This window comes from Virgibacillus halotolerans, from assembly GCF_016908515.1.
GTDB lineage: Bacteria > Bacillota > Bacilli > Bacillales > Amphibacillaceae > Virgibacillus_M > Virgibacillus_M halotolerans.
Map to the genome: position 1 here is coordinate 1,023,775 of NZ_JAFBEA010000001.1, position 26,054 is coordinate 1,049,828.

Consider the following 26,054-nt stretch of genomic DNA (forward strand, 5'->3'; position numbering starts at 1 on the left):
TGCTTTGATGAATATTGGGTAAAGATATATTCTTTTAAAAACTCAACTTCAATTTAAAAAGGCAGTTCAACTTAATGAACTACCTTTTTTATGCTCAATCAGACTTCTCTAAATCCCATTCATTTATTCAACATTATCAACTAAGAATGTTACTATTTCTGGGAAGAATGACAGGACAACTATAAATGCTACCATGATAATTACATAGGGAATAACACCTTTAACGATTTCACTAATTGTATTCCTTTTATCCAGCCCTTTTAATATAAATAGGTTTAGACCAACTGGAGGAGAAATTAATGCCAATTCCATATTGATAACCATGATAACCGCAAACCATATTGGGTCGAATCCTAAAGAAGTTATGATTGGATATAGAATTGGCAACGTAATCACCAAAATTGAAATGGTCTCCAAGAACATACCTAATATGATTAAAACGATATTTATAAGTATAAAAATAACCCATTTTGACACATCTAAAGATAGTGCTAATTGCGTAATCATTTGAGGTATTTGTAGAATCGTCATGGTATACCCTAGCAACTTCGCTCCAACAATAATAAACAAGATCATCGCATTTGTTTTTACAGTTGATAAAATGATTTTTTTAAGAGTTGTCATTTTAAGATTTTTATATACAAAGAAAGCAATCGCAAATGCAATGACTACACCTACTGCTGCAGCTTCTGTCGGAGTGAATATACCTGAATAGATACCACCAATAATGATGACTGGTAAGATCAGGCCCCAAATTGCTTGCCTAGATCCTTCCCATCTCTCTGCCCAAGTCGCTGGTTCGTCCTTAATATGTCTCATTTGATATGATGAGAAGATCATGAATGCTAATGTTAGAACAAGGCCAGGAACAACTCCAGCTATAAATAGCTTCCCAACAGACTCACCTGTTACTGAACCATAAATAATCATCGGTACACTAGGTGGGATTAAAATTCCTAACGTTCCTCCAGCTGCTAACAGGCCTAGTACGTATCTTCTATCATAACCACGACGGACCATTTCAGGAAGAGCCACCGCCCCAACTGCGACTGCTGTTGCTACACTTGATCCTGAAATCGCTGAAAAGACTAAACAACAAAAAACGGTTGCAATTGCCAATCCCCCAGGGAAATGTCTGAACCACCTGCTACCCATTTCATACAAATCTCTACCCACTCCACTTACGACAAGTACTTGACTCATTAGCACATACATGGGTAAAGCAGTTAGGGTAAAGTCATCTAGTGCTGAATAAGATATAATTGGAATTGCTGAAAAAGAAAATGCACCTCCATCAAAGAAAAACAACCCCAATATCGCCAACAAACCTAGCGCAAACGCAACAGGTAATCCAATTAATAATAGTGTTGTTAAACCGCCAGCAAAAAAGAAATTCATAGATGTTCTCCCCCTTCATGCACACCGCCATCAATCAATTGCAATACAAACGCTGCAACTAACAACACGCCACCTAGCGGAAGTAAGAGCTCGGGGAGAAACATTGGTACCCTTAACAGAGACGCAGATGTAACTCCAAGATCAAACGTATGTATAACATGGATAAATCCATAAACCATATATATAATACTGAATACAAGTCCTAACGCATTGGATACATATGCTAAAATGGTTTTCCAAAAATCATTCACATTATTGACTATTAAATCTACTGTTATATGTGAGTATGTTCTGACCGCATATGCTGAACCTAAAAAACAACTTCCAATAATAGCGTAGATTGATATTTCTGTTGTCCATGCTGTTGGTAATCCAAATACTGCCCTTGAAACGATTTCAAAGAAAATGATAAATGTAGTTATTAGAATAAAGATACCCGCAATATAAGCTCCTACCTTTATTAATAAATCAAAGAAATCATATATCTTTTTCATACAACGGCTCCTCCCTATTGATAGGCAACTTTATTCTACATTTACCATATCTAATAATTCCTGACCTACATCACCAGCTTGTTCTACAAATGTATTCCATACTGGCATTGCCGCTTCTCTCCAGATTGGAATTTCTTTTTCAGATACTTCATATATTTCCATTCCTCTATCGATAAGCTCATTCTTCGTTCGATTATCTTCTAATTTCGCTTGATGACGAATCCATTCCTCTGTTTCGCTAGCTTCTTCCTCAATTAACACTTTTTTTTTTTCTGGCAACTCTTCCCAAAAGTCATGGTTTACCGCTAGTATAAACTCTAAATACGCATAATTATTGATCGTCAAATAATGAACAACTTCATTATAATTACGTTGTACCATCGCAGTCGTTCCTGATGTAGCACCATCAACCGTGTTTCTTTGCAGTGCCATATATACTTCTCCCCCACCCATGAATACTGGCGATGCACCATAAGTCTTAATTAACTCGGAAGGAAGATTTCCCATGCTACGAATTTTAAGTCCTTTGAAATCTTCTGGTGATTCTAACGGTCGATTATTGTTAGCAAATTGTGCATAACCATAGTCTGCAAACATCAACACCTTTGTGCCTCTTTTCTCCATCTCGGAACGAAGCTTATCACCAAAATCCCCACCAAGCGCTTCTCCCGCTTCTTCATAGTTGTCAAAAACATAAGGAACGTCAAAAATCCCCATCGCTGGAACAGTCGTAGCCCACATCGTAGAAGAGTTTACTCCCATTTCTACTCCCCCACTTATAACAGACTGATTCATGTCCTTGTCCGTCAGAAGTTGACCGTTAGGATAAACTTGTACGTTCACTTGTCCGTCAGATTTTTCCGTTACATTTTTTGCAAACTCCTCTACCCCAATAGAAACATGATGATCCGGTGGTAGGTTATATGCTAATCGAATGGTAGTTGCCTCATATTCATCCGAGGAAGTATCTGTTTCGGATGAACTTGATTCAGCGGCACCACATCCCGTTAGTACCAATCCAACAATGACGAAAAACAATACTATCTTAAATTTCATATGCAGCGCACCTCTTCTATCGTCCGCTCCCGATTTAAGCGTCGAACTCTTCCCAAAGATTCTTTAGATGAAAGACTTGCCGCAAAATCTGCAGCGTCTAACAGCTTTTCAAAATTAATATTCGTTTGAATCCCCATTCGTTTAAAAAGGTACACGAGATCCTCGGTTGCTAAATTCCCAGCTGATCCTGGTGCAAATGGACAACCACCAATTCCACTTATAGAAGTTTCAAAAATTCGTAAACCAGCTAAGTACGCAGCATAGGCGTTTGCCGCTCCAAACCCTCGCGTATCATGTAGATGAACAGATACAGGTGTATCTCCAGCTACGTCTAGTACTTTTTTAATTAGGCTATCTACTTCATTTGGAGTAGCAATTCCAATTGTGTCCGCAATACCAATTCTATCTACGCCTGCTTTTGTCGCTCTTTCTACAAGTTTTAGAACATTTTCCTCTGGGACATGCCCTTCATATGGACAACCAAAGCTAACAGCAATGGAAAAGCAAACGCGAATACCAGCTAATTTTGCCTCTCGAAGTACGGATTCGAATATTTTGAAGTTTTCATCGATACTCCTATTAATATTTTTCTTATTAAAGGTTTCTGTCGCGGATGATATCCAATTTATTTCATATACTCTACCATGCGCACTCGCACGTTCAAAACCTTTCATATTTGGTATCAAAACAATTGGATCTACTTCAGCTTTTGTGGCCACTTTATTCATGACTTCGGATGCATCTGCCATTTGTGGTACTTTTTCAGGATGAACGAATGAAGTTGTTTCGATTTTGTTAATTCCAGCCGCTATTAATCTATTAATCAGTTCAATTTTATCCTCTGTAGAAACAACATTTGGTTCAATTTGTAACCCATCACGAGCACTGACATCAATAATGGTGACTTCTCGCATTAAATAACTCCTTCCTCTCTGAGTTTTTTGAAATCACTATATGAAAAATCCAAAAATTCTTTATAGATTTCTTCGTTATGCTCCCCTAACTTTGGACCATTCCATTCAACCTTCCCAGGGGTTTCGGATAACTTAGGTACAATACCTGGTGTGACAAGTTTCAATCCATCATCTAACTCAATTTCTTGAATCATGTCACGAGCCTTATAATGTTCATCATGCATAATATCTTTAATACTATATATTCGGCTTGCTGGTACAGATGCTTCATCAAGCATTTGTTGTACTTCCTCAATCGTGTGTTTTCTTGTCCACGCCCCGATGACTTCATCAATAAATTCAACATGTTTAACCCTGTCTTGATTCGTTGCATATTCCGGGTTATTAGCTAGATCTCCTCTATCAATTGCTACCATTAAGCGTTGGAAAATATTATCCCCATTCCCACCAATTACGATATATGTTCCATCTGCACATTCGTAAGAGTTTGATGGTGCAATCCCTGGTAACGTGCTTCCCGTTCTTTCACGTATCGCACCAGTTAAATCGTATTCTGGTAGCATACCTTCAAGTAAACTAAATACAGATTCATAAAGAGCGACATCCACTTCTTGACCCAATTTGTTTTTATCTTGATTTCTAGATCTTAGCGCCAATAATGTTCCAATTACAGCATAAAGCCCCGCAACCATATCACCCATCGCGACTCCTACACGAACAGGTGGCAATTCTGGATATCCTGTTAAGTATCGTAAACCACCAACAGCTTCAGCAACACTTCCAAATCCAGCCTTTTCTCTGTATGGGCCAGTCTGTCCATAACCAGATATTCTCGTTAAAATAACCGATGGATTAATTTCTTTTAATACTTCATAACCTAGTCCCCATCTTTCTAAAGTACCTGGTTTAAAGTTTTCTAACACGATATCCACTTCTTTGACCAAACTTTTTATAATATCTTGGCCCTTTTCTTTTCTCATGTTTACCGTAATTGATTTTTTATTACGGGCCTGCACATGCCACCATACAGATGTATCCTTATGCATCACGCGCCAATTCCTTAATGGATCACCATTAGTAGGTTCTTCAACTTTGATTACCTCAGCACCGAATTCAGCAAAGAGTTTTCCAGCGAATGGTGCTGCAACAATATTGCCTAGTTCAAGAACTTTAACACCTTTCAGAGGCTTATCTTTAGACATCCTATCCCTCCGTTTTTTCTTTTATTAAACTTATAAATCTACTATAATCATTTTCAATGTGCTCTTTCATTAAATTTCTTGCTGATTTTTGATCACAAGCAGCGATTGCGTCATATATTTTTTCATGATCAACCAGGGCCTTATTTACATGCTTTGGATCTGTGTCAACAATGGCTTTTCTATAAAAACTATTCACTCCTCTTAGTTGTCTTAACATGGAAATAAGAAACGGATTCATGCTTGATTCAATAATAATATCGTGAAAACCCACCTTTACCTTGGATTGATCATTTACTTTTAACCCAGTACTATATGTATCTATGGCTTTTTCAATCTGTTTCAACTGCTCTTTTGTTCGTCTAGCGGCTGCATAATAGACGGCAGCTGATTCCATTTCAATTCTGCATTCATATAAATATTGATAGTCAACAAGCGATGGTTTTACTACTTCTACCCCCCCTGTTTTGGTTAAATGTAAAAAACCATCTTTTTCTAGCATACGAATCGCTTCTCGTATTGGACTCCGACTTACATCCAATGTTTGTCCAATCTTTTCTTCAATTAATCTTTCACCAGGTCTGATATTTCCAATTGTTATCTGTTCTTTTAAATAATCATAAACTTGACTTTTAAGTGTTCTTTTTACAATTCCTACAATAATACTCGCCCACCTTTCTTTGTATACAGTATACCGTTTTAAATATATTACAATAATATGAAATAGTCAAATAACTAAATACTTTTGATTTACATTTAAGAAATTAAAATCCTTGTAATATCTTGTTTTATATGGTGGTAAAAAATAATATAACATTCTAATTTTTTACATGTCAGTTCGAAAAACATTTGTACTTTTTTAGTTTTATTTTAAATCTTTCTCGTATTGATTGATATAGAGGATACAAAAAATATGAATATGTTAACTGTGGAACGAGTCGGTGTTTCCGGTTGCATCTTTATAACAAGAATGAAATAATGGAAATATAATCCGACTAATTTCATATGATTAAAGAGGAGGAATTAATTTGAAACTAACAGACTATCATACACCAGAAGAAAGAAATAAAGCGTTGGCTGAGAAGGTAAAACCATTTACTGAGCGGGCAAAAAAACATGACGAAGCAGGCACGTTTCCATTTGAAAACTTTAAAGATCTAAAAGAAATTGGCTACCCTGCCTTGACTGTTCCACAAGCGCACGGCGGCTTAGGGATTTCCCTAACAGAATTGCTGCACCACCAGGAAACGATCGCAAAAGCGGACGGATCTACTGGATTATCGATTGGCTGGCATATGGGAATTACAAAACAACTTGGAGAAAACGATATTTGGGAGGCTGAAAAATACAAAGCATTTGCCCGTGAGGTTGTTGATACTGGCGCCTTGTTAAATAACGCAGCCTCTGAACCAGCAACAGGCAGTCCGACACGAGGAGGAAAACCAGAAACGGTCGCGAAAAAGGATGGAAACGGATGGGTCATCAATGGTCGCAAGAATTTTACCACGCTTGCTCCAATCTTAAGTTACTTCGTTGTCAGTGCTTCCATCGATGGCACGGATCAAGTCGGAAACTTTTTAATTAAACGGGAAAGGGATGGTGTCAAAGTGGATGAAACATGGGATTCCATTGCCATGAAGGCAACCGGAAGTCATGATCTTGTGCTGGAAAATGTTCGTGTGGATGAAGATGACCTTGTCCAGTACCTGACACCAGGAAATAAGCCTGCGACAGGATGGCTGCTTCATATTCCTGCCTGCTATCTCGGCATCGCCCGTGCTGCACAGGAATATGCAATTGACTTTGCCACACACTATTCACCGAACAGTATCAAAGGCACGATCGCTGAATTGCCGAACGTGAAACAAAAATTAGGTGAAATGGAGCTAAAGGTACTCGAAAGCACTCATTTTCTTTATTCTGTGGCTGAAAAATGGGATGCCAGTGATGAAGCAATCCGTCAAACAATGAAACCAGAACTGGGTGCTGTTAAACTATCTGTGGTGAATAAAGCCGTTGAAATTGTTGACCTTTCCATGCGAATTGTCGGCGCACGTAGTTTATCACAGAAGAATCCATTACAACGCTATTATCGTGATGTCCGTGCAGGTTTGCATAATCCACCAATGGACGACATGACAGTGATACAGCTGGCGTCAACATCTATTGATAACTTTAATAAATAGGGAAAGAACGGTTAGCGAGTAAAACGCTAACCGTTCTTTTAAGTTTATTTCGTATCAATTGGTTTTAAGCCCTGTTCGATCTCGTCCCTTTGCGATTCCAAAAATGGTGGCAATGCCAGCGATTCACCTAAATGATCAACATCTTCATCCGTTGCAAACCCCGGACCATCTGTCGCCAATTCAAACAGGATACCATTCGGTTCTCTGAAATAGAGCGAACGGAAATAATAACGATCAACGAATCCGGAATTAGGCAATCTTGCCGCATTTATTTCTTTCACCCAGCGATGCATTTCTTCTTCATTGTCAACACGGAATGCCACATGATGGACACTGCCTCTACCAGGTCGCTCCACAGGCAGATCCCTGCGTTCTTCAAGATGAATCTCTGATCCATTGCCCCCTTTCCCCGTTTCAAATACGAGAATATCCGGCTGATCGGCTTCGTCTGAAGCATAACTTCTTGTTTGTTTAAATCCTAAAATTTCCTTTAAAATACCTGCTGTTGCCGCGGCCGTACGAACAGTCAGACGAACTGGGCCTAATCCAGTAATACCATGTTCTTTTGGAACCGGGCTCTTATCCCAAGGTGTACCCGGTTGAACACCACTGTTCTTTTCATCTGATACGAGTGTTAATCGTTGTCCCTCAGAATCTTCGAACGCAAGTACCTGATGCCCGGCCCTTTCTGTAATCTCTTCCTGCTTTACGCCATATTCCCGGAATCGTTTCTCCCAGTATTTTAATGATGCATCGTTTGCAACGCGCAAAGAAGTGTTAGAAATACTGTTGGTTCCCCGATGTGTTTTGGCAAGCATTGGAATTTCAAAAAAGGTCAGATCTGTTCCAGGGTTGCCAATTTCATCAGCATAGAACAGATGATACATGGATGGACTGTCCTGATTTACTGATTTCTTGACCAAACGCATTCCCAGTATTCTAGTGTAAAAATCATAATTTTCACTCGCATGGGCAGTATGTGCTGATACGTGATGAATTCCTTTAATAATCATGTCAAGTCCTCCTTTGATTCGGTTGTTTTTTGTAGCTTTTTTAGTAAATGCAGAAGCTGTGTTTGCTCTTCACTATCCAGGCCACAAAATTGTTCAATCTGAAATTGCTCTTGACGTGGAACTACTTCTTCGTATAAACGATAACCTGCTGCTGTTAATGATATATATTTTGTTTTCCATTCCTGTTCCCTCATAATCCAGCCCGCCGCTTCCATTCTTTTTAATAATTGTGTAATATTCCCTTTTGTAACTTCTAATCTTTCTCCCAGCTGTTGTTGTGTAATCGGTTGGTGTAGACCAATTTGATTTAGCGCATCAAATTGCGCCATCGTTATTCCCCATTGTTGCAGGTGCTCATTCGATCCTCGGTTACTATGATTATAAAAACGAGCTAGTCGAAGCCAAACAAGCAATGCAAGCCGTTTATCTTTAGTTGATATGAATCTTTTTTCTTGGTTTGATTCCTGCATAATATCGCCTCATCTCATCTTTCCTACAATCAGTATACTACTAAACTGATTAAACGTCAACACCGCTTTCTTTTACTTGCAAAAGCTTATACAGTAAAAGTGCAACAAAAAAGTTGCCACCACCGATGCAGCAACTTTTTTGTATCTTTTATTTTAATATAAGTGCGCTGATTCCTGTGTTTTCATGATCTCTTTAAGTGCAGCAGCCATATGCAGCGTATCATTCCCAAGCTTTGCCAGTCTAAGTAAAACTTCATCATCAATGATTGCTTTATTTTGAAAGCATTTTTCTTCTACAAAAACATATTTAGGAACGAGCATCGCACCCATGTAGCTAAGGATCGGTTTCAGTTGCTGTTCCAACACTAAATAATGTCTCGCTGTTCCACCCGTCGCTAACATGCCAACAATTTTATTTTTAAACACGGTGTTAGGGAGTAAATCCAATAAGTTTTTCAATGTTCCAGGAATCGATGCCTGAAAAATGGGTGTTCCAATAATATAAGCATCGGCTGACATGATTTTATCAATCACTGTTTTGGTATCACCTGTATAATCCCGGTAATCCCTTCCATCGCTAAAGACGAGTTGATAATCTCCTAAGTTAATCAACTCAACTTCTATATTTGTATGTTGCGCTTTTAGTTTATCTAGAACCGCTTCTACCGCAATTCTCGTTTTGGTGCCTACGATAGAACCGGAAATGCCAATGATTTTCACTTCTTTCTCCTCCTGATCGCATGATAAGCCTATTGTATTTTTTCTCTTCTTATATATTATAGTGATTTGCATATGAGAAGATACCAAAGGACCCATTTTACAAATGCTACTTTAAAATATAATAATCTGCTAACTTACATTTTAAGCTTAAACTAAAAAAAAGAATACTTTATTGCTTATATGTCATTACTACCACAAAAAAGAAGCCGTACAGGTTTGACTTTTAATCAGTTTAATACTATACTGATAACAGAATCAAACAGCAGTGGTGGTATTATATCGTACAAAGTCACCCTGCTATGATATAAAAACAATTGGAGGAATTATTATGAAACCTTTAAAAGGTATACATCACGTAACTGCCATTACAAGTAGTGCAGAAAAAAATTATGAATTTTTCACATATGTTTTGGGAATGCGTTTAGTTAAGAAAACAGTGAACCAGGATGATATTCAAACCTACCACCTATTTTTTGCGGATGATGAAGGAAATGCCGGCACAGATATGACTTTCTTTGACTTCCCTAACATTCCAAAAGGTGTACACGGCACAAATGAAATTGCAAAGACTTCTTTACGCGTACCTAGCGACGACGCGTTAACTTATTGGGTTAAACGATTTGACCGATTAGAAGTGAAACATACCGGAATTAAAGAGCAATTCGGTAAACAGACACTTTCTTTTGTTGATTTTGATGACCAGCAATATCAACTGATTTCTGATGAAAACAATCACGGTGTTGCTGCCGGTAAACCATGGCAAAAAGGGCCCGTACCTCTCGAATATGCCATTACCGGATTGGGACCAATCTTCGTCCGTACCAGTCACTTTGATTATTTTAAAGAATTGATGGAAAAAGTATTGTTATTTACAGAAATTGACCAAGATGGCGACTTCCATTTATTTGAAGTTGGCGAAGGTGGTAATGGCGCACAAGTCGTTGTCGAATATAATACGGTTCTGCCACAAGCACGCCAAGGTTATGGAACCGTCCACCATTCAGCATTTCGTGTGGAAGATCGTTCGATGCTTGAAGCGTGGCAACAACATATGGAAAGCTTCCGTTTCCAGACATCCGGTTATGTAGAACGTCATTTCTTTGGCTCATTATATGTCAATGTAGCCCCACAAATTTTATTTGAATTTGCAACAGACGGCCCTGGATTTATGGGAGATGAATCTTATGAAACACTTGGAGAAAAGTTATCTCTACCTCCATTCTTAGAGCCAAAACGGGAAGAGATCGAAAAGATGGTCCGCCCGATTGATACGGTTAGAAGTACAAAGGAATTTACAAAAGAATAAACAGTAAAAGTCACTGTTCAAGCTATGGCAGTGACTTTTTACATTTATATGCACTGACAAACTATTATTTCATTTCAATTTTGCATCCACCTTTTGTATAATCTCCTCTTACTGCGACACCATGAATGCGATTATTTGCTCTAAACGAAAAGGAACCCGTTTCATTGTTGTGAAATGTTTTCTTGAAAATGCCCGGTAAATGAATGGTGACAGATCCATTGTCAACAGTTACATCATAATTTGCCGTATAACTTTGTCCAGTTTTTAACAGAAAGTTATGATCGTAAACACCATTATATTTCATATATTTTAATGTTAATTTCTTCCCAGTGTACCGGGCCCTGAAAAATATTCTTAATGGCAGTTTAACTATCTTTAATTTATACAGAACAAACAATAATGCTAGTCCGAATAATATTTCCAATAAATTCCCCATACAGAACGCTCCCCTTCTTAACTGAGACCACTGAAAAAGTGGTAGATTTTAAAAATCTTGTCTTTTCACCTTAACCTAGCATCTCGAATATACGGAGACTCCTGCGGGAAGTAATTAAGTGGTACACAGACTAAATTCGCGACGTCCTGTCGCAACGTCTGTACTAGTACATCCTGCACGTCGAAGACCCCGCAGGACGGTAGTCCGAGGAGGCTCGACACTCGCCCGCGGAAAGCGAAGTATATTCGAAGATGCGATGGTAGATCCACATATATTGTGCTATGTTTAATTTTTTCAGTGGTCTCATCTTAACTCACTAGGAACCATTACTTTTCCAAATATCTATATAAAGTTGATTTGCTAATGCCTGTTTCACTTTTTATTTCTGCCAAACTGTACTTTTTACTTTCGTACATAGTAATCGCCCGTTGTACATTTGCATCAGGCTTTCTTGGTCGACCTGCTGTTACCCCTTTTTGTTTTGCTTCTGATAATCCTCGTTTGGTGCTTTCACTGATCACATCACTTTGAAATTCCAACAGATGATCTACCATATATTGAAAAGAATAACCGCGAGGATGACTTGTATCAATCCCCTCTTGAATAGACTTTAGAAAAGCACCCCGCGTCTCAAACGAATTTAATAATTCTGCCAGATGACGTGTAGAATCGGCCAACACATAAAGCTTGGTTACGATGATTTTATCACCTTGCTTAAGCTTGCTTATCATGCTATCCAGCTCTATTCTTTTCTTTGCTGATGCATGTGCTTCAGCAAAGATATGTAAACAATCGTTTTCCTGCAATTTCCTTAACTGCTCTTTACATTCGTCATCCTCATGTAGTGGCCGCATATAGCCGATTAACATATATATTCTCCTTATTCTTCAGGTTTTCTTCATCATTATAGCATAATTTCGTCCTGAAAAGGTTCCATTTTGGGACGAATAATGATAAACTATTTCTATTGCATTTTCCTACAGTATACCTCATGCACAAATATCTTGATAAATAAAGGAGTAGAAAGATTTGATTGAAAAAATAAAACAAGAATGGTTTTCCAATGTCAGAGGAGATATTCTTTCCGGAATTGTTGTTGCGCTAGCATTAATTCCAGAGGCGATCGCCTTCTCTATCATTGCTGGGGTTGACCCGATGGTCGGCTTATATGCATCGTTTTCTATTGCTGTGATCATCTCCTTTGTTGGTGGGCGCCCTGCTATGATATCTGCCGCTACCGGGGCAATGGCGCTACTGATGGGCCCTTTGGTCAGAGATTACGGCCTGAATTATTTACTTGCTGCCACTATTCTAACAGGAGTCATCCAATTATTGTTTGGTGTATTTAAAATAGCCAAATTGATGAAGTTTATTCCAAACGCCGTTATGATCGGATTTGTAAATTCATTGGCAATCCTTATCTTTATGGCGCAAGTACCACATTTCCTAGGAATTTCTAATGTAACGTATTTATTTGTCGGGATTACCTTGGTGATTGTCTATACATTACCACGGTTTATTAAGGCCATCCCAGCCCCATTAATCGCAATTATTCTATTAACAAGTATTGCTATTTATGCAGATATTGATTTACGGACGGTTGGTGATCTAGGAACAATTACAAGCTCACTTCCGGCATTCTTCATCCCGGATGTTCCATTTACGTTAGAAACACTCGCTATTATCTTTCCCTATTCTATTGCGCTAGCAGTCGTTGGTTTACTGGAATCATTACTAACATCGTCGATTGTAGACGAAATGACCGGCACGGAAAGTAATAAAAACAAAGAAGCAAGAGGACAAGGCATTGCCAATACAATCAATGGCTTTTTTGGAGGAATGGCAGGCTGTGCAATGATTGGACAATCTGTGATCAACGTCAAATCAGGCGGTCGTGGCAGGCTTTCCACATTTGTTGCAGGTGCATTCTTAATGTTTCTCATTATCGTTTTAGGCGGATTAGTTGTACAAATCCCAATGCCGGTACTTGTTGGCATTATGATTATGGTGGCGATTGGTACATTTGACTGGTCGTCTTTCCGCTATGTCGTGAAAGCTCCTAAGGGGGATGCAGCAGTCATGCTCGTAACTGTCGCCATTGTTGTGTCCACAAATGATTTATCTAAAGGGGTTATTGCCGGTGTTATCCTGAGCGCAATATTGTTTATTGCTAAAATCTCAAAAATAAAAGTAACGAAACAACAATCAAATGCCGCGACTACATTTATCGTTAACGGTCAATTGTTTTTTGCATCTGTTGAAGATTTTATTGGGTCATTTGACACTGTCACAGAAGGTCAGTCAATTGTGATTGATTTTTCAGAGGCACGCATTTGGGATGACTCCGCTGTAGGAGCCATTGATAAAGTCGTTCTAAAATACCGCGAACATGGAAATAAGGTTGTATTACAGGGATTAGACCCTTCCAGTCAAGGTCTTGTTGATAAACTGACCATGACTCATATATAATGAATATTAAGAATAGCATAATCAGTAGAAAGGGTGTAAAACATGTATAAAAAGATACTCTTGGCAGTCGATGGATCAAAGCACTCCCTAAGAGCTACAAAAGAAGCAATTCAAATCGCTTCACTGGTAGATGATAGCAGGGTTGAACTAGTGTTGGTGGCTGAATTTTCGCAAGCAAAAAACGAAATTCTTCATTCTCAGGGAAAAGAAGCATTGGTCGTTTCACGTCGCAAAAAGATATTGCCCGCGATCGAACAATTGAAATCGAATAACGTGTCCTATGAAGTAAATATTTTACATGGAGAGCCCGGTCCGGCAATCGTTGATTACGCAAATAAAAACCAATTTGAGCTCGTTGTCATTGGCAGTCGCGGTTTGAATTCCTTTCAAGAAATGGTACTCGGCAGTGTCAGTCATAAAGTAGTAAAAAGAGTACAATGCCCAGTACTAATCGTGAAATAAGAAAATAAAAAGCATCGCTGATAATCCCAGTGATGCTTTTTCCTTTACACAAACAGAAATCATTTTTCAAGGCTCTTTTCGTAACCTTTCTTAATAACCGGAGTCCTCAGATGTCAGGTTATCCAGCATCTTATAATCATATTGCTGTAGCGGCTTTTCTGCTGGACCTTCTATCACCTCTCCAGTATAAGAAAACCTTGAACCATGACAAGGACAATCCCAAGTTCGTTCCCCTTCATTCCATTCCACCTCACAACCAACATGGGTACAAGTTGTATCCACAATATTTATTGTTCCTTCTTTATCTTTATAAACGCCTTTTCTTTCACCTTTCACACTGACGACAGCTGCTTCATCATTTGCTAAGTCTTTAATTTTTTGCTCTGGTATTTCAAACTTACCTTTAATTAAATGGGCGGCAACATTTGCATTCTGAACAAGGAAGTTCTTCAAGCTTGGATGCACGTTAAGCCTTGATGGCGTATATAATTGCTGAAATTTATTTTTCCCATCTTTCACCAAATCCCTAAATAACAATGCTGCGGCAGTTCCATTTGACATTCCCCATTTTCGGAATCCAGTAGCAATCAAAAGATTGGATTGCTCTGGGGTAACCGCACCGATATAAGGGACTTTATCCAATGTGACCAAATCCTGTGCTGACCAGCGGTAGGCAATATTTTCAAGCCCAAGTGTCTGCCTGCCAAAGGATGCTAATGCTTCATAATGCGTCATCGTATTTTTCCCTTGACCCGTTTTATGACTTTCCCCTGCTATAAGTATCATTTCTTTTCCATCTATCATTACAGAACGGACAGAACGTGTCGGCTGGTCCGCACTAATATACATCCCCCCTGGAAAAGCCTTGTTTGTTTCCGCAGCTACAATATAGGAACGGTCGGCATATAGTCTTGTAGAATAAAATCCGAGCCCCTCATAAAACGGAAAATGGGTACAAGATAAGACATAATTTCCTGTGATGCGCCCACCTTCTTTTGTTAAAACGATCGGTTGTTTCCCTGTTTCCACATTAACAGCTGTTGTATTTTCAAAGATAAGTCCTCCCTTTTCCTGGATAATTTGAATAAGGTGGGACAAATATTTAATGGGATGGAATTGCGCTTGATTTTTCATAACAAGTGCTTGTTTTATGTCTATATCTAGCGGCATGTGATCGATCAATTCGCCCGCAATACCTAGTTTTTCATATGCTTTTGCTTCGGTTTCAAGCTTGCTTGCATATTCGTCTGTAATAGCATATAAGTAGGCATCCTGTTCACTAAAATCACAATCAATTTGCTGTTGTTCCACCGTTCTTTTAATGAAATTAACAGCTTCCATATTCGCTTCATAGTACAATTTCGCTTCGTTTACTCCAATATTTTGTATGAATTCATCGTAGATTAAATCATGCTGGGCCGTAATTTTTGCAGTGGTATGTCCTGTCGTTCCATTCAGCAGTCTTCCAGCTTCTACAATCGCAACCTTGAACCCTTCATTTACTAACAGGTAAGCAGATGTGATACCGGTAATTCCACCACCGACAATCACTACATCAACCTGTTTATCTTGATCTAATTGCGGAAATTCCTCAAAATCAATTGATTCCTGCCAATAAGATACGGGAGATTCTGGTAATCCACTTGCTCTATCCTGCTTATCAGACATCGTCATCCTCCATTCAATTCCTTCATCATTGTTAGGTTTTCCATTTCCCAGTGGACTATACTTTAGCCAACCAAATGGACGTTTGCATTACGGTGGGTTTACAAAAAAACCTTTATCCTGTAATATAGGGGAAGTGAAATTGTTTACCCAGGTAAATAAAAAGGTGGAAGATAACAATGGATAACCTAACCAATCAAAATTTAATTCATATGTTGAACCAACAAAGTCGGCTTTTGGCAAAGGAAGTAAATCAACGGCTAAGTGACCATGGGCTATACGCCTCCCAGTGGTCTATTATTTTTTGTATTGATCGGTTTGGACCAATGACACAAACTGCTATTTGGAAATACTTAAATGTGGAAGCACCAACTGTTACCCGTACATTATCACGCATGGAAAAAAGCGGCTGGATCGTACGTAAACAAGGAAATGACAAACGGGAGCGCGTCATCGAACTGACGGAGGAAGCCAGGCAAAAATTCACGCCCATCAGGCAGACGATGGATCAATTTGAACTGGAAATGTTAGCTGGTCTATCGTTAGAAGAAAAGGAACAATTACAATATTTATTAAGTAAAATTGGAACAACAGGAGAGAATGCATAATGAAAGAAAAGAAACTAGAGAAAATATGGACCAAAAGTTTTATTAGTATTTCGCTTACCCAATTTTTGGTCTTCACTGTCTTTTACACCTTATTAACAACACTACCCATTTATGTGATGAAGCATTTGGGAGGTTCACAGTCAGAAGCAGGTCTGGTTGTTACAGTAATGCTAATCGCTGCAATAATTATTCGACCTTTTTCTGCCAAGATATTAGATATCCTTGGAAAGAAAAAAGGTCTTGTTATTAGTGTCGCTCTGTTTGCGGCAACGTCCGTTATTTATATTTGGATTGATCAATTTTCATCATTATTGGTAGTACGCTTCATACATGGCCTATCATTTGGGCTCATTTCCACTGCGACAGGAGCGATTGCAGCAGATGTCATTCCTGAATCAAGGCGAGGTGCCGGGATGGGATATTTTGCAATGGCAATGAATCTGGCTGTTGTCGCCGGTCCGTTTATCGGGTTATCCTTGCTGCAATTTGTATCATTTCAAGCCCTCTTCATCGTCTTATTTACCTTTATGATCGTTGGTGTGCTTTGTTCCATGATTGTTCGGGTTCCAGCCCATTTAGAAGCTGCCAAGCAGAATGACGTTGTTTCTTTCAAATTAAAATGGAGTGATCTAATTGAAACCAAAGCATTGCCAGTGGCAGCGATCAGTGGTTTGGTTGGTTTTGCATATGCCAGTATTTTATCGTTCATTTCTGTTTATGCGGATTCCATCGGACTCTCCTCCACTGCAAGCTATTTCTTCCTCGTTTTTGCGGTTGTGATGCTTGTATTCAGACCATCACTTGGAAGAGCATTTGATAATCGCGGGGCAAAATTTGTTCTGATACCAAGTCTGTTTATTTTTGCTATCGGTCTGGCCTTTCTAAGCTTTACCAATACGGCCTTGATGTTATTGATTGCCGCAGGATTGATTGGATTGGGATACGGTACATTACTTCCCGGTTTCCAAACAATGGCCATTCAAACAACAGACAGTACCAGAAGTGGTCACGCGATCTCAACCTTTTTCATTTTTTATGATACAGGTATTGCCGCTGGCGCCTTTATCTGGGGTCTCATTGTTGCCAACTTTGGATTTAAAAATATGTATTTAATTGGCGCGTTGTTGGTCATTGTTACGATGTTGATATTCAACATGTATCTTACACGAAAAGAGAAACCGAAGTATGTGAAACGACCAGCAATTTACAATGAAGAAGCAACGAGCTCTAAATAACTTTCATAGAAATGCCTGATACGAAGTGCGTATCAGGCATTTTGGTTTTCCTATTCATTTACGGCACGCGCTCCTATCTATTAAGCGAGCAATCCACCGTCTTTACTATATTTCAGCATTCCTTCTGCCGCTCGATAGGCTAAAGCACCAACCGTACCTGTCGGATTATATCCACTATTATGGGCAAAAGCTGAAGCACCAACTACAAACAGATTCTCCATATCCCACATTTGTAAATAATTATTCACTGCGGACGTATCCGGATCTGCTCCCATAATCACACCACCCGTATTATGTGTGGATTGATACGTCGTAATGTTATAAGGACCAAGCTCGTCCATGGAATCTATGTGATCCGCACCCATTTCTTCAAGTATTTCTCGAGATTTTTTGGCTGTGAATTTTGCCAGCTCCCGATCCTGTTCTTTAAAGTCATATGTCATTCGAATCAACGGATCGCCAAATGTATCCTTATATATCGGATCAAGATCAAGGTAATGATGTTGATATGGCATACTTGCCCCCATCCCATAAACCGATAATGTTTGATTGATATAATTCAGCGAGTTTTCCTTAAATTCTTTACCCCAGGTTGGCGAACCAGCAGGAATTGGGTTGTTTTGAATCGGCCTTGCACCAGTCTGGCCCATGGCAAGATAGCCTCCGTGAATAAAATTCAAGTCGCTATGGTCAAAATTATCTCCATTAAAGTCATCAAGGGTCATGCCTAGTGCTCCAGCACCTGCAAAGTTATTAAACTTCTTATTCTTGAAATAACCTGTCGCATCCCCTTTTTCCACCTGGTATGCGTAATTTTTACCGATTGAGCCTTTCCCTGTAGCAGAATCATAAGGACGACCAATGTCAGAGTTCAATAAGAGTTTCACATTATTAAAAACATAACTTGTCAGAACGACCATATCTGCCGGTTGCTCAATTTCCTCTCCAGTAGTGACATCCGTATAAAGAACGCCCGTTGCTTTTCCATCCTTATGTAGGACCCGTCTGACCCAAGAATGCGTTCTAAGATCGAATTTTCCCGTCTTTTTAGCTACGGGGATAACGGTGACAACAGGATCTGCTTTCGCTCCATACTCACAACCAAACCGCTCACAGAACGAACAATACTCACAAGCTGCTCTCGAAATACCATCCGGATTCTCGTACGCCTCAGATAAATTAGCTGAAGGAATGGTATATGGATGATAGCCCAGTTTTTCAGCCGCTTTCTTAAACAATTTCATTTGTGGAGACTGTAGCATTGGTCCTGTTGGATATTTATCAGAACGTTTTGGTCCGAGCGGATTTTCCTCGCCTGAAATACCTGCCATTTTCTCAAATGTATCAAAATAGGGTTCCAATTCATCATACGTAATTCCCCAATCCTGAATCGTCATGTCAGCAGGGATCTTATCTTTTCCGTAACGATCAATCGTTTGACTACGAATTTCAAAGTCATATGGGAGAAAGCGAAACGTTTGGCCGTTCCAATGAACACCCGCTCCACCTAAACCACTTCCTAGCAAAAACGAACCATATTGCCGCATTGGCAATGCCCGCATTTTTTCATTACTTCTAAAAGTAATTGTTTCCTTCGATAAATCCTGAAACAGCTCACCACGAATCGCATATCGCAATTCATCATGTACCATAAAATAATCTTCTGTATTTCTCTCCTCACCACGCTCTAATCCGACGACATTAAGTCCCTTTTTGGTTAGCTCCGCAGCAATAATACCACCAGCCCAACCTACACCAGCAATTACAACATCTACTTTCGGCAACTTTTTAGCCATGCTTTCACCTCATTTCATCATTACATATGATCTTGTAAACTTGTTGGTTCTATTTCTTGAAAGTCTTTTTCAATGATATCTTTATAACTCATTTGGTTCCCTGGATAATTTCTCATTTTCCAACCATCCATATCCACGTTTCCACCATATAATGGGTCACTATACAGTCCTTCTAACGTCACACTACGCAGTAAATTGAAAAATCCACTTGCGGAAACAGTACTTAAATTCACATTATCCTCCGCAAAATCTTTTAAAATCTCATCCTGTTGATCTGCTTCCAATTCCGTAAATCCTTTATCAAACTTTTCATGGCTGTAATTTTGCAATTCACGTATGCCTATTTTAAAGATTTCCCTACGTTTCATTCTGCCTTGATACCCCTGAACCTCTTCCCCATGGAAAAACGGTGCTTCCATGTAGTCTCTTGCATTAAATCCATAGGAACCTGCCAATTGGTGATCAATATAAAAAGCCACACCTAAATCAGATGCTCCCGGAGCCTTATCGTCCTTTGGAAAAATACGCTCCGTAGCTGCATCAATGACCTTAAATTCTGCTTGGGTAAAATTCATTAACGCCTGGTTGTAATTTTTTTCACCTTTGGCACCTTTTTCAATCCCTTGATTACCCGTCTCTTTCTTCCAGGGGATTACACTTCCTAACGCGCCACCAACTGCAAGTCCACCGACTGCTATTCCGGAGTTTTTGATAAATTTGCGTCGTGACAGTCTCTCTTTCTCTTCCTTATCCAGATGATTATCTTCCGTCAAAAAACTCACCTCCTGTGAACAATTCATTTTATTATGTCACCAGAATTAACCATTCATACATAAAAGTTTTTTGGGCATGATACAAGTAAATTAAATATGGAGGTTACTTAATGATAAAAATACGTAAAATAACAATAATAATGCTTATCATTGGTGTAATTACAGCTCTTTCCGCTTGTACAAATGATGAGCCACGAGCTGCTGAAAATGAGCCAAATGGCGCAAAAACACAAAATGTTGTTGATAATCCACCGGCGGACGGCAGAAATTTAGACAATCCTTTAATTATTCCAAGTGAATCTGGGGATAAGACTGAAACAACCAATGAGTATGGTACACAGTATAAAGGGATGGGGAATAATATTTACAGCACGATTGGCACTTCCGGTATTCATGAAGGCGGTGTTTCTTCTTATTTTGAATCTATCCTGAAAGGAGAAGGCATTACGGGTGTAAAAGTGTTCGTTGTCGATGATTCTATGATTTTGGCACGAAACAATCCGGAAACAACCTCACACGAGTATGACGATATGCAACGCGATTTACTGAGCGGAACAGAGGGTATGGAAGGTAAAGGGGAACCTAAAGGCGTAGAGGGTTCGCAAAATAAAAATGATGATACGCATGATAATTTAAAACAAGCACGAGACAAAATAAACGATATGTTTGATGGGAATGTTAAAATTCTGACTGTCACAAATCCGGATGCAACAGCGCTCATTGACCGGATTAAAGAAGATATCATGAACAATTCCTACCAGACCGCATCAGAGGATTTGCATCAGCTATTGGAAATGAGTAAATAAGAACATTAAAAGTCCCCTGCCAATTCGGAGGGGATTTTTTGCTTTAGTCATCGATTAATAAACGTACAATATTGTCTTCAATCCCCTTTCCCTCCTCTTCATCAAGTAGATTATTAATCATAATTGAAAAGATGAGCACTTTATTTTGCCTCGTTGTTACATAACCCGATAATGTACTCACACTATAAATCGTTCCTGTTTTGGCCTGTACGGTGGTGCCTTCCAGTCGTTCGCTTAGTGTACCACCAATCATCCGCTCGCAATAACCCGCAACTGGCAGAGCATGTAAAAACATAGGAAACCAAACCATTTGTTGGATCGTATATAACAACCTCGAAATTTCATTCGGCGGAATTAAATTGGCATGTGATATGCCGGACCCGTCCCTGATAAAGATCGTATCCGTATTCATTCCATACTCGGAAAGTACTGCTTCTAATACTTCCAAGCCCTTCTCCCAACTCCCTTCCCCGTAAACAACTTTACCCATCTCTTTCAATAAAATTTCCCCGTGTCCGTTATTGCTTAATTTCATAAAGGGAATGAGTAATTCAGATAAGGGAATGGAGTGATGTGTCAGCAATATTTCAGCACTTTCTGGCGTTTTTCCTGAATCCGCTTCTCCTTCCCATAAAATACCATTATCCCTTAATGCCTGTTTGAATAAATTCAACGCATAGCCAGTTGGCTCCCATACTGCGATATATTCTTTGATCGGATCAGCCTTCATAGGGATCATTCCTTTTATCAGGATCGTATTCCCACCGTGACTTCGCTCAATCGTTATATCCGCCTCCAGATCATGTGCCCCCGTTATCGCAGTGGAAACGATTTTTATATAATCTGTGTTTGGATAAATATTGATTGCTGGTGTGTCGCCAATGCGGGCACCAGGGCTCACTCCGATGATGATGGAGCCGGCATCATAGTCCTCGTCTGGTGAGGCCGTTAATGCTGATACCTGTGAGCCATAATAAAATTGTTCATCACTCCAGATCATATCTGGCGATAAACGAACAGCGTCATACCAGGTATCATCAGCAATGATATCTCCGGAAATCTCCCTTATACCAAGCGTATACAGTTGCTTAGCGATCTCTTGGAAATCACATGGCAGCAATGTAGGATCTCCCTTCCCTTTGATATAAAGGTTGCCTTGGAGCCGCTCCCCCTTAAGTAGACCTTCCGTTAAAATTTCAGTCGCAAAAGTATAATCCTTCCCCAATACTAAAAGTGCTGCAGTGGCTGTCAGTAATTTCATATTAGAAGCCGGTCTTAGCCGCGTATCTCCCATGTAGTCATACAACATTTCGCCAGTTTCAGCATTTCTGACGCTCATGCCAATGAAAGCACCAGCTAATTTCGGTTCCTTTTTTATGTATTCGTTTAGTTTATTTTTCATTTATGATGCCCCTTTATGAGGTTAGTTCTGGTTATCCTTATATAATACTTCTAGATGAAGGTGCTGGATTCCTTTTTTGTTGCGCAAGTTTGGCAATGTGGGGCTCAAGTTGCATAATATACCTTTTTAAATATTATATTTTTTCGAGGCCATTGCTGTCGCTATATTTCCGCCTTTCCCCATAAATTCCCATTGATAATTAAATAGATTCTACATACAATAAGAACAAACGTTCCTCAAAGGTGATGAGTACATGGATTATTCGACATATCCGCGTAATGATGTCTTATGTATTGATATACGATCTTTTTATGCAAGTGTAGAAGCGGTAAAATTGGGATTGGATCCGATGAAAACAATGCTCGCAGTCGTTGGGGATCCAAACAGATCTGGCAGCATTGTCCTTGCCGCGTCCCCAGAATTAAAACGAAGATACGGAATCAGTAATGTGAGCCGTTTTTTTGAGTTACCCAATGATCCCGACGTTCATATCATTCCAGCCCACATGGCGGATTATTTACATGTTTCCGTTGAAATAACCAAACTGATGAATCAATATGCGCCGAAAACAGCAATTCATCCGTATTCTGTTGATGAAGTTTGGATAACCGTGAATGGACTCAAGAAATTGTTCGGTGGTCCGTGGGAAATAGCTGAACAAATCAAGTCCGACATGCTCGAAACCTTTGGACTTACTTGTTCGATTGGTATCGGGGATAACAAGTTTCTCGCAAAAGTTGTGATGGATCTGCATGCTAAAAAGCATGGTATAGTCGAGTGTAGGTATGAAGATGTGAAGGAAAAGCTTTGGCCTTTTCCTGTAGAGGCAATTTGGGGGATCGGCAGCAGAATGAAGCGTAACTTGAATCGAATGGGAATCATCACCCTGGGCCAACTCGCTAATTTTAAATTAGAACGTATTAAAAAACGATTCGGCGTGATGGGTGAACAGCTATACTGGCATGCCTGGGGCATTGACTTAAGCCCAGTGTATGGTAACTTCACCAAGACAGAGCAAAAAGGCTTCGGGCATGGAATCTCCTTATTGCGCGACTATACCAAAGACGAGGTCGCCACTTGTATACTCGATCTTTGTGAAGAAGTTTGTCGCAGAGCACGTACCGCGGGCAAAGTTGGGAAAACAATTCACCTCGGTATATCTTACACCAAAGAAACAGCTGGTGGGTTTTCCCGTTCAAGATCGATTACCCATCCATCCAACGTAACCATGGATATTTATCGGATCTGTATGCAGCTTTTCAACCAATTCTACGACGGAAACAGCAATATAAGACATGTATATGTTACCCTTGATCAGCTATTTGAAAAAAGGGAAACACAACTGGATTTGTTTGAGGATCGTTCAAAGAAAAATGATATTGGTTATGTGATGGACGCGATTCGCGATAGATTCGGATCAACTGCTATCCTGCGCGCTTCCAGTTACACCGATGCAGGCATTATATTGGATCGCAGTACAAAAATCGGCGGCCATAAAGCGTAAAAAAATAGCAATTGTTTAATGAAGCAATAAATGAATATGATGAAGTTGCAAAGCACATACCAGCGAAGGAAATACACGAAGACTCCAGCGGGAAAGCGAAGACGCTGAGACCCCGTAGCGTTCTCGAAGTCACTGAAAAAGGGGAAGATTTTAAAAAATATTGTTTTTCACCTTAATCTAGCATCTCGAATATACGGAGACTCCTGCGGGAAATAAGAGATCGACGAGACCCCGCAGGACGGTAGTCCGAGGAGACTCGACACTCGCCCGCGGAAAGCTCAGTATATTCGAAGATGCGATGGTAGATCCGCATATTATAGTGCTATATTTTACTTTTTCAGTGGTCTCAGCGTTCTTTGCGAGGAGGCTCAGCGCGAGCCCTAGGATGCGCGTTAGGATGCGCGTAGTGTATTTCCAGAGGGTATGTTATGTCGTAGTTTCTATCAACTGTGGTAGCAATCGCAACAAACTATGTGAAAACAGTCAAAAAATAAAGCCTCACCTAATCGTGAGACTTTACCCTTTTTTTATTTGTTTTCCGTATATACATGTGGCTGTGGCTTTTTAATAAAGAAAGACAGCACAAGCCCAATAATCGCAAAAATACCTGCAACAATGAAGGAAACATTGACGCCGTGGATAAGTCCATTGACACCCTCATTAGGTATTGCACTATTTGACATAACAGTCACGAGCAAAGCCGTTCCAACAGCACCCGCAACTTGACGCATCGTATTGTTCATTGCCGTACCATGTGGAATTAAATCTGCTGGTAACTGATTTAACCCGGCTGTTGTCACGGGCATCATGACCATTGCAATTCCAATCATTCTAACCGCGTTGACTACTGCTAAATACAGAAATGTTGTCTGGTCATCCAGATTCGTAAACATAAATGTTGTAATCGTGAGAATCGATAAACCGGTAATTGTAAGGTATCTCGCACCAAATTTATCAAACAATTTCCCTGTAATAGGGTTAGCAATTCCCATGATAATAGCACCAGGTAAAAGCATTAAACCTGATTGGAATGCATTGAACCCAAGCATGGTTTGCATTAGTAACGGTAAAACAACGGCAGCCCCAATCATGGCAATAAATGTAACCATGCCTAGTGCAGTTGTAATCGTAAAGATTTTATTTTTAAATACCCTGAATTCCAGGATTGGCTCTTCCAATTTAAGCTGCCTCAGAATAAACCACACAAGTGCTAACGCTCCAATGATCATTGGAACCACTACGTGCATACTTGCCCATCCTTCGCCACCTGCGGAACTAAACCCATACAATAATCCGCCGAAGCCTAATGTGGATAATATGATAGATAGTATATCCAATTTTGGATATGTTTGTTTTGTCACATTTTTAAGTACAAAGTAAGCTACGATAAGGTCAATGATCGCGATTGGCAAGATGACAATAAACAAGCTTCTCCATGGGAACTGTTCGACAAGCCAGCCAGATAACGATGGTCCGATTGCAGGAGCAAAGGCAATAACCATTCCGAACCATCCCATCGCTGTACCACGCTTTTCAATCGGGAAGATCATAAACAGAATTGTTTGCATCAGTGGCATAATAATACCAGCGCCTGATGCCTGTAGAATTCTACCTGCCATTAAAAACGCGAAACTGGGGGCGACGGAACAAACTGCTGTCCCTAAAGCAAACAGGCCCATCGCTGTGAAAAATAATCCTCTTGTTGTAAAACGTTGAATTAAAAAGGCAGTGATTGGAATCATAATACCATTCACAAGCATAAAAATAGACTGTAGCCATTGAGCAACACTTGCATCGAGATTTAAATCTCTCATGATATGCGGCAATGCCGTTGCTAGCAATGTCTGATTCAGGATCGCCACAAAAGCGCCTGAAATCAGCATAATCATAACTGGAATTTTGTTAACTTCCTTTTGTGATTGTGCCGGTTTTTGATGTTCAACCATATTTTTCCTTCTTTCTTTTACATGTTAATATTTATCATGTCATTATATAAAGTGAAACTTCATTCAGTGAGAGTTTTACTACCCGCCAAACTGCGATAAAAATCATATATTTAGTTAGTAACTAAAAAACAGATACAATAGAGCAGGATACCATAACCATTCCCAATTTGAAACTATTTCAACTTGGCAACCCAAT

General features: G+C 39.6%; 24 protein-coding genes. 8 read left to right on the forward strand and 16 right to left on the reverse strand.

Features of this window, described 5'->3' with window-relative positions; all coding sequences use genetic code 11:
- Window positions 1-123: 123 nt before the first annotated feature.
- From JOC34_RS05745 to JOC34_RS05770, 6 genes are read right to left on the reverse strand one after another with little or no spacing between them, the layout of a single operon-like run.
- On the reverse strand, window positions 124-1,398 hold the full coding sequence (locus JOC34_RS05745) for a TRAP transporter large permease (RefSeq protein ID WP_205135745.1): 1,275 nt from the start codon (window positions 1,396-1,398) through the stop codon (window positions 124-126).
- Window positions 1,395-1,892: a TRAP transporter small permease gene (locus JOC34_RS05750; protein WP_205135746.1), complete on the reverse strand. Its 498-nt coding sequence runs from the start codon at window positions 1,890-1,892 to the stop codon at window positions 1,395-1,397. The genes JOC34_RS05745 and JOC34_RS05750 overlap by 4 nt, the downstream gene beginning before the upstream one ends.
- A 30-nt stretch (window positions 1,893-1,922) precedes the next feature.
- Window positions 1,923-2,948 carry a TRAP transporter substrate-binding protein gene (locus tag JOC34_RS05755; protein ID WP_205135747.1) on the reverse strand — a complete coding sequence of 342 codons (1,026 nt, stop codon included), beginning with the start codon at window positions 2,946-2,948 and terminating at the stop codon, window positions 1,923-1,925.
- Window positions 2,945-3,862 (reverse strand): hydroxymethylglutaryl-CoA lyase, encoded by a 918-nt coding sequence (locus tag JOC34_RS05760; protein WP_205135748.1) that lies wholly within the window; start codon window positions 3,860-3,862, stop codon window positions 2,945-2,947. Before JOC34_RS05760 ends, JOC34_RS05755 begins: the two co-directional genes overlap by 4 nt.
- Window positions 3,862-5,064, reverse strand: a complete 1,203-nt coding sequence (locus tag JOC34_RS05765; protein ID WP_205135749.1) for a CaiB/BaiF CoA transferase family protein — start codon at window positions 5,062-5,064, stop codon at window positions 3,862-3,864. Before JOC34_RS05765 ends, JOC34_RS05760 begins: the two co-directional genes overlap by 1 nt.
- Before the next feature lies 1 nt (window position 5,065).
- Entirely contained in the window at window positions 5,066-5,779 is a 714-nt protein-coding gene (locus tag JOC34_RS05770; RefSeq protein ID WP_338062645.1) for a GntR family transcriptional regulator, read from the reverse strand.
- Between the two features lie 310 nt (window positions 5,780-6,089).
- Here JOC34_RS05770 and JOC34_RS05775 point away from each other — a divergent pair, with 310 nt between their 5' ends.
- On the forward strand, window positions 6,090-7,247 hold the full coding sequence (locus tag JOC34_RS05775) for an acyl-CoA dehydrogenase family protein (RefSeq protein WP_205135750.1): 1,158 nt from the start codon (window positions 6,090-6,092) through the stop codon (window positions 7,245-7,247).
- Window positions 7,248-7,291: 44 nt separating this feature from the next.
- Here the strand turns inward: JOC34_RS05775 and JOC34_RS05780 are convergent, their stop codons facing one another.
- The 3 genes from JOC34_RS05780 to JOC34_RS05790 form a co-directional block, all read right to left on the reverse strand.
- Window positions 7,292-8,260 carry a ring-cleaving dioxygenase gene (locus JOC34_RS05780; RefSeq protein WP_205135751.1) on the reverse strand — a complete coding sequence of 323 codons (969 nt, stop codon included), beginning with the start codon at window positions 8,258-8,260 and terminating at the stop codon, window positions 7,292-7,294.
- Window positions 8,257-8,730: a MarR family winged helix-turn-helix transcriptional regulator gene (locus tag JOC34_RS05785; RefSeq protein ID WP_239544068.1), complete on the reverse strand. Its 474-nt coding sequence runs from the start codon at window positions 8,728-8,730 to the stop codon at window positions 8,257-8,259. Before JOC34_RS05785 ends, JOC34_RS05780 begins: the two co-directional genes overlap by 4 nt.
- A gap of 153 nt (window positions 8,731-8,883) precedes the next feature.
- Window positions 8,884-9,423, reverse strand: coding sequence for an NADPH-dependent FMN reductase (locus JOC34_RS05790; protein WP_420856109.1), 540 nt, complete (start codon window positions 9,421-9,423; stop codon window positions 8,884-8,886).
- 355 nt (window positions 9,424-9,778) lie between these two features.
- Between JOC34_RS05790 and JOC34_RS05795 the strand changes: the two genes are divergently transcribed.
- A complete protein-coding gene (locus tag JOC34_RS05795) occupies window positions 9,779-10,756 on the forward strand; it encodes a ring-cleaving dioxygenase (protein ID WP_205135753.1) in 978 nt (325 codons plus the stop codon).
- Between the two features lie 64 nt (window positions 10,757-10,820).
- Here JOC34_RS05795 and JOC34_RS05800 read toward each other — a convergent pair whose 3' ends face one another.
- Together JOC34_RS05800 and JOC34_RS05805 are read right to left on the reverse strand one after the other, a co-directional pair.
- Entirely contained in the window at window positions 10,821-11,192 is a 372-nt protein-coding gene (locus JOC34_RS05800) for a hypothetical protein (protein ID WP_205135754.1), read from the reverse strand.
- Between the two features lie 326 nt (window positions 11,193-11,518).
- Entirely contained in the window at window positions 11,519-12,061 is a 543-nt protein-coding gene (locus JOC34_RS05805; RefSeq protein ID WP_205135755.1) for a recombinase family protein, read from the reverse strand.
- 160 nt (window positions 12,062-12,221) lie between these two features.
- On the opposite strand from JOC34_RS05805, the gene JOC34_RS05810 reads away from it, so the two are divergent.
- Window positions 12,222-13,661, forward strand: a complete 1,440-nt coding sequence (locus JOC34_RS05810) for a SulP family inorganic anion transporter (protein ID WP_205135756.1) — start codon at window positions 12,222-12,224, stop codon at window positions 13,659-13,661.
- 42 nt (window positions 13,662-13,703) lie between these two features.
- Window positions 13,704-14,123, forward strand: a complete 420-nt coding sequence (locus tag JOC34_RS05815; protein WP_205135757.1) for a universal stress protein — start codon at window positions 13,704-13,706, stop codon at window positions 14,121-14,123.
- Between the two features lie 90 nt (window positions 14,124-14,213).
- Here the strand turns inward: JOC34_RS05815 and JOC34_RS05820 are convergent, their stop codons facing one another.
- Entirely contained in the window at window positions 14,214-15,791 is a 1,578-nt protein-coding gene (locus JOC34_RS05820; RefSeq protein ID WP_420856101.1) for an FAD-dependent oxidoreductase, read from the reverse strand.
- A 176-nt stretch (window positions 15,792-15,967) separates the two neighbouring features.
- On the opposite strand from JOC34_RS05820, the gene JOC34_RS05825 reads away from it, so the two are divergent.
- On the forward strand, window positions 15,968-16,396 hold the full coding sequence (locus JOC34_RS05825; protein WP_205135759.1) for a MarR family winged helix-turn-helix transcriptional regulator: 429 nt from the start codon (window positions 15,968-15,970) through the stop codon (window positions 16,394-16,396).
- Window positions 16,396-17,631, forward strand: coding sequence for an MFS transporter (locus JOC34_RS05830; protein WP_205135760.1), 1,236 nt, complete (start codon window positions 16,396-16,398; stop codon window positions 17,629-17,631). The genes JOC34_RS05825 and JOC34_RS05830 overlap by 1 nt, the downstream gene beginning before the upstream one ends.
- Window positions 17,632-17,711: 80 nt before the next feature.
- Here the strand turns inward: JOC34_RS05830 and JOC34_RS05835 are convergent, their stop codons facing one another.
- Together JOC34_RS05835 and JOC34_RS05840 are read right to left on the reverse strand one after the other, a co-directional pair.
- Window positions 17,712-19,427, reverse strand: coding sequence for a GMC family oxidoreductase (locus JOC34_RS05835; protein ID WP_205135761.1), 1,716 nt, complete (start codon window positions 19,425-19,427; stop codon window positions 17,712-17,714).
- A 20-nt stretch (window positions 19,428-19,447) separates the two neighbouring features.
- Window positions 19,448-20,209, reverse strand: coding sequence for a gluconate 2-dehydrogenase subunit 3 family protein (locus tag JOC34_RS05840; RefSeq protein WP_338062646.1), 762 nt, complete (start codon window positions 20,207-20,209; stop codon window positions 19,448-19,450).
- A gap of 101 nt (window positions 20,210-20,310) precedes the next feature.
- Here JOC34_RS05840 and JOC34_RS05845 point away from each other — a divergent pair, with 101 nt between their 5' ends.
- Window positions 20,311-21,006: a hypothetical protein gene (locus JOC34_RS05845; protein WP_205135763.1), complete on the forward strand. Its 696-nt coding sequence runs from the start codon at window positions 20,311-20,313 to the stop codon at window positions 21,004-21,006.
- A 43-nt stretch (window positions 21,007-21,049) separates the two neighbouring features.
- On the opposite strand, the gene dacB is transcribed toward JOC34_RS05845, so the two are convergent.
- Window positions 21,050-22,408, reverse strand: coding sequence for a D-alanyl-D-alanine carboxypeptidase/D-alanyl-D-alanine endopeptidase (dacB, locus tag JOC34_RS05850; protein ID WP_205135764.1), 1,359 nt, complete (start codon window positions 22,406-22,408; stop codon window positions 21,050-21,052).
- A 253-nt stretch (window positions 22,409-22,661) separates the two neighbouring features.
- Between dacB and JOC34_RS05855 the strand changes: the two genes are divergently transcribed.
- Window positions 22,662-23,912 (forward strand): DNA polymerase IV, encoded by a 1,251-nt coding sequence (locus JOC34_RS05855; RefSeq protein WP_205135765.1) that lies wholly within the window; start codon window positions 22,662-22,664, stop codon window positions 23,910-23,912.
- A gap of 527 nt (window positions 23,913-24,439) precedes the next feature.
- Here JOC34_RS05855 and JOC34_RS05860 read toward each other — a convergent pair.
- A complete protein-coding gene (locus JOC34_RS05860; protein WP_205135766.1) occupies window positions 24,440-25,858 on the reverse strand; it encodes a DHA2 family efflux MFS transporter permease subunit in 1,419 nt (472 codons plus the stop codon).
- Between the last annotated feature and the right edge of the window lie 196 nt (window positions 25,859-26,054).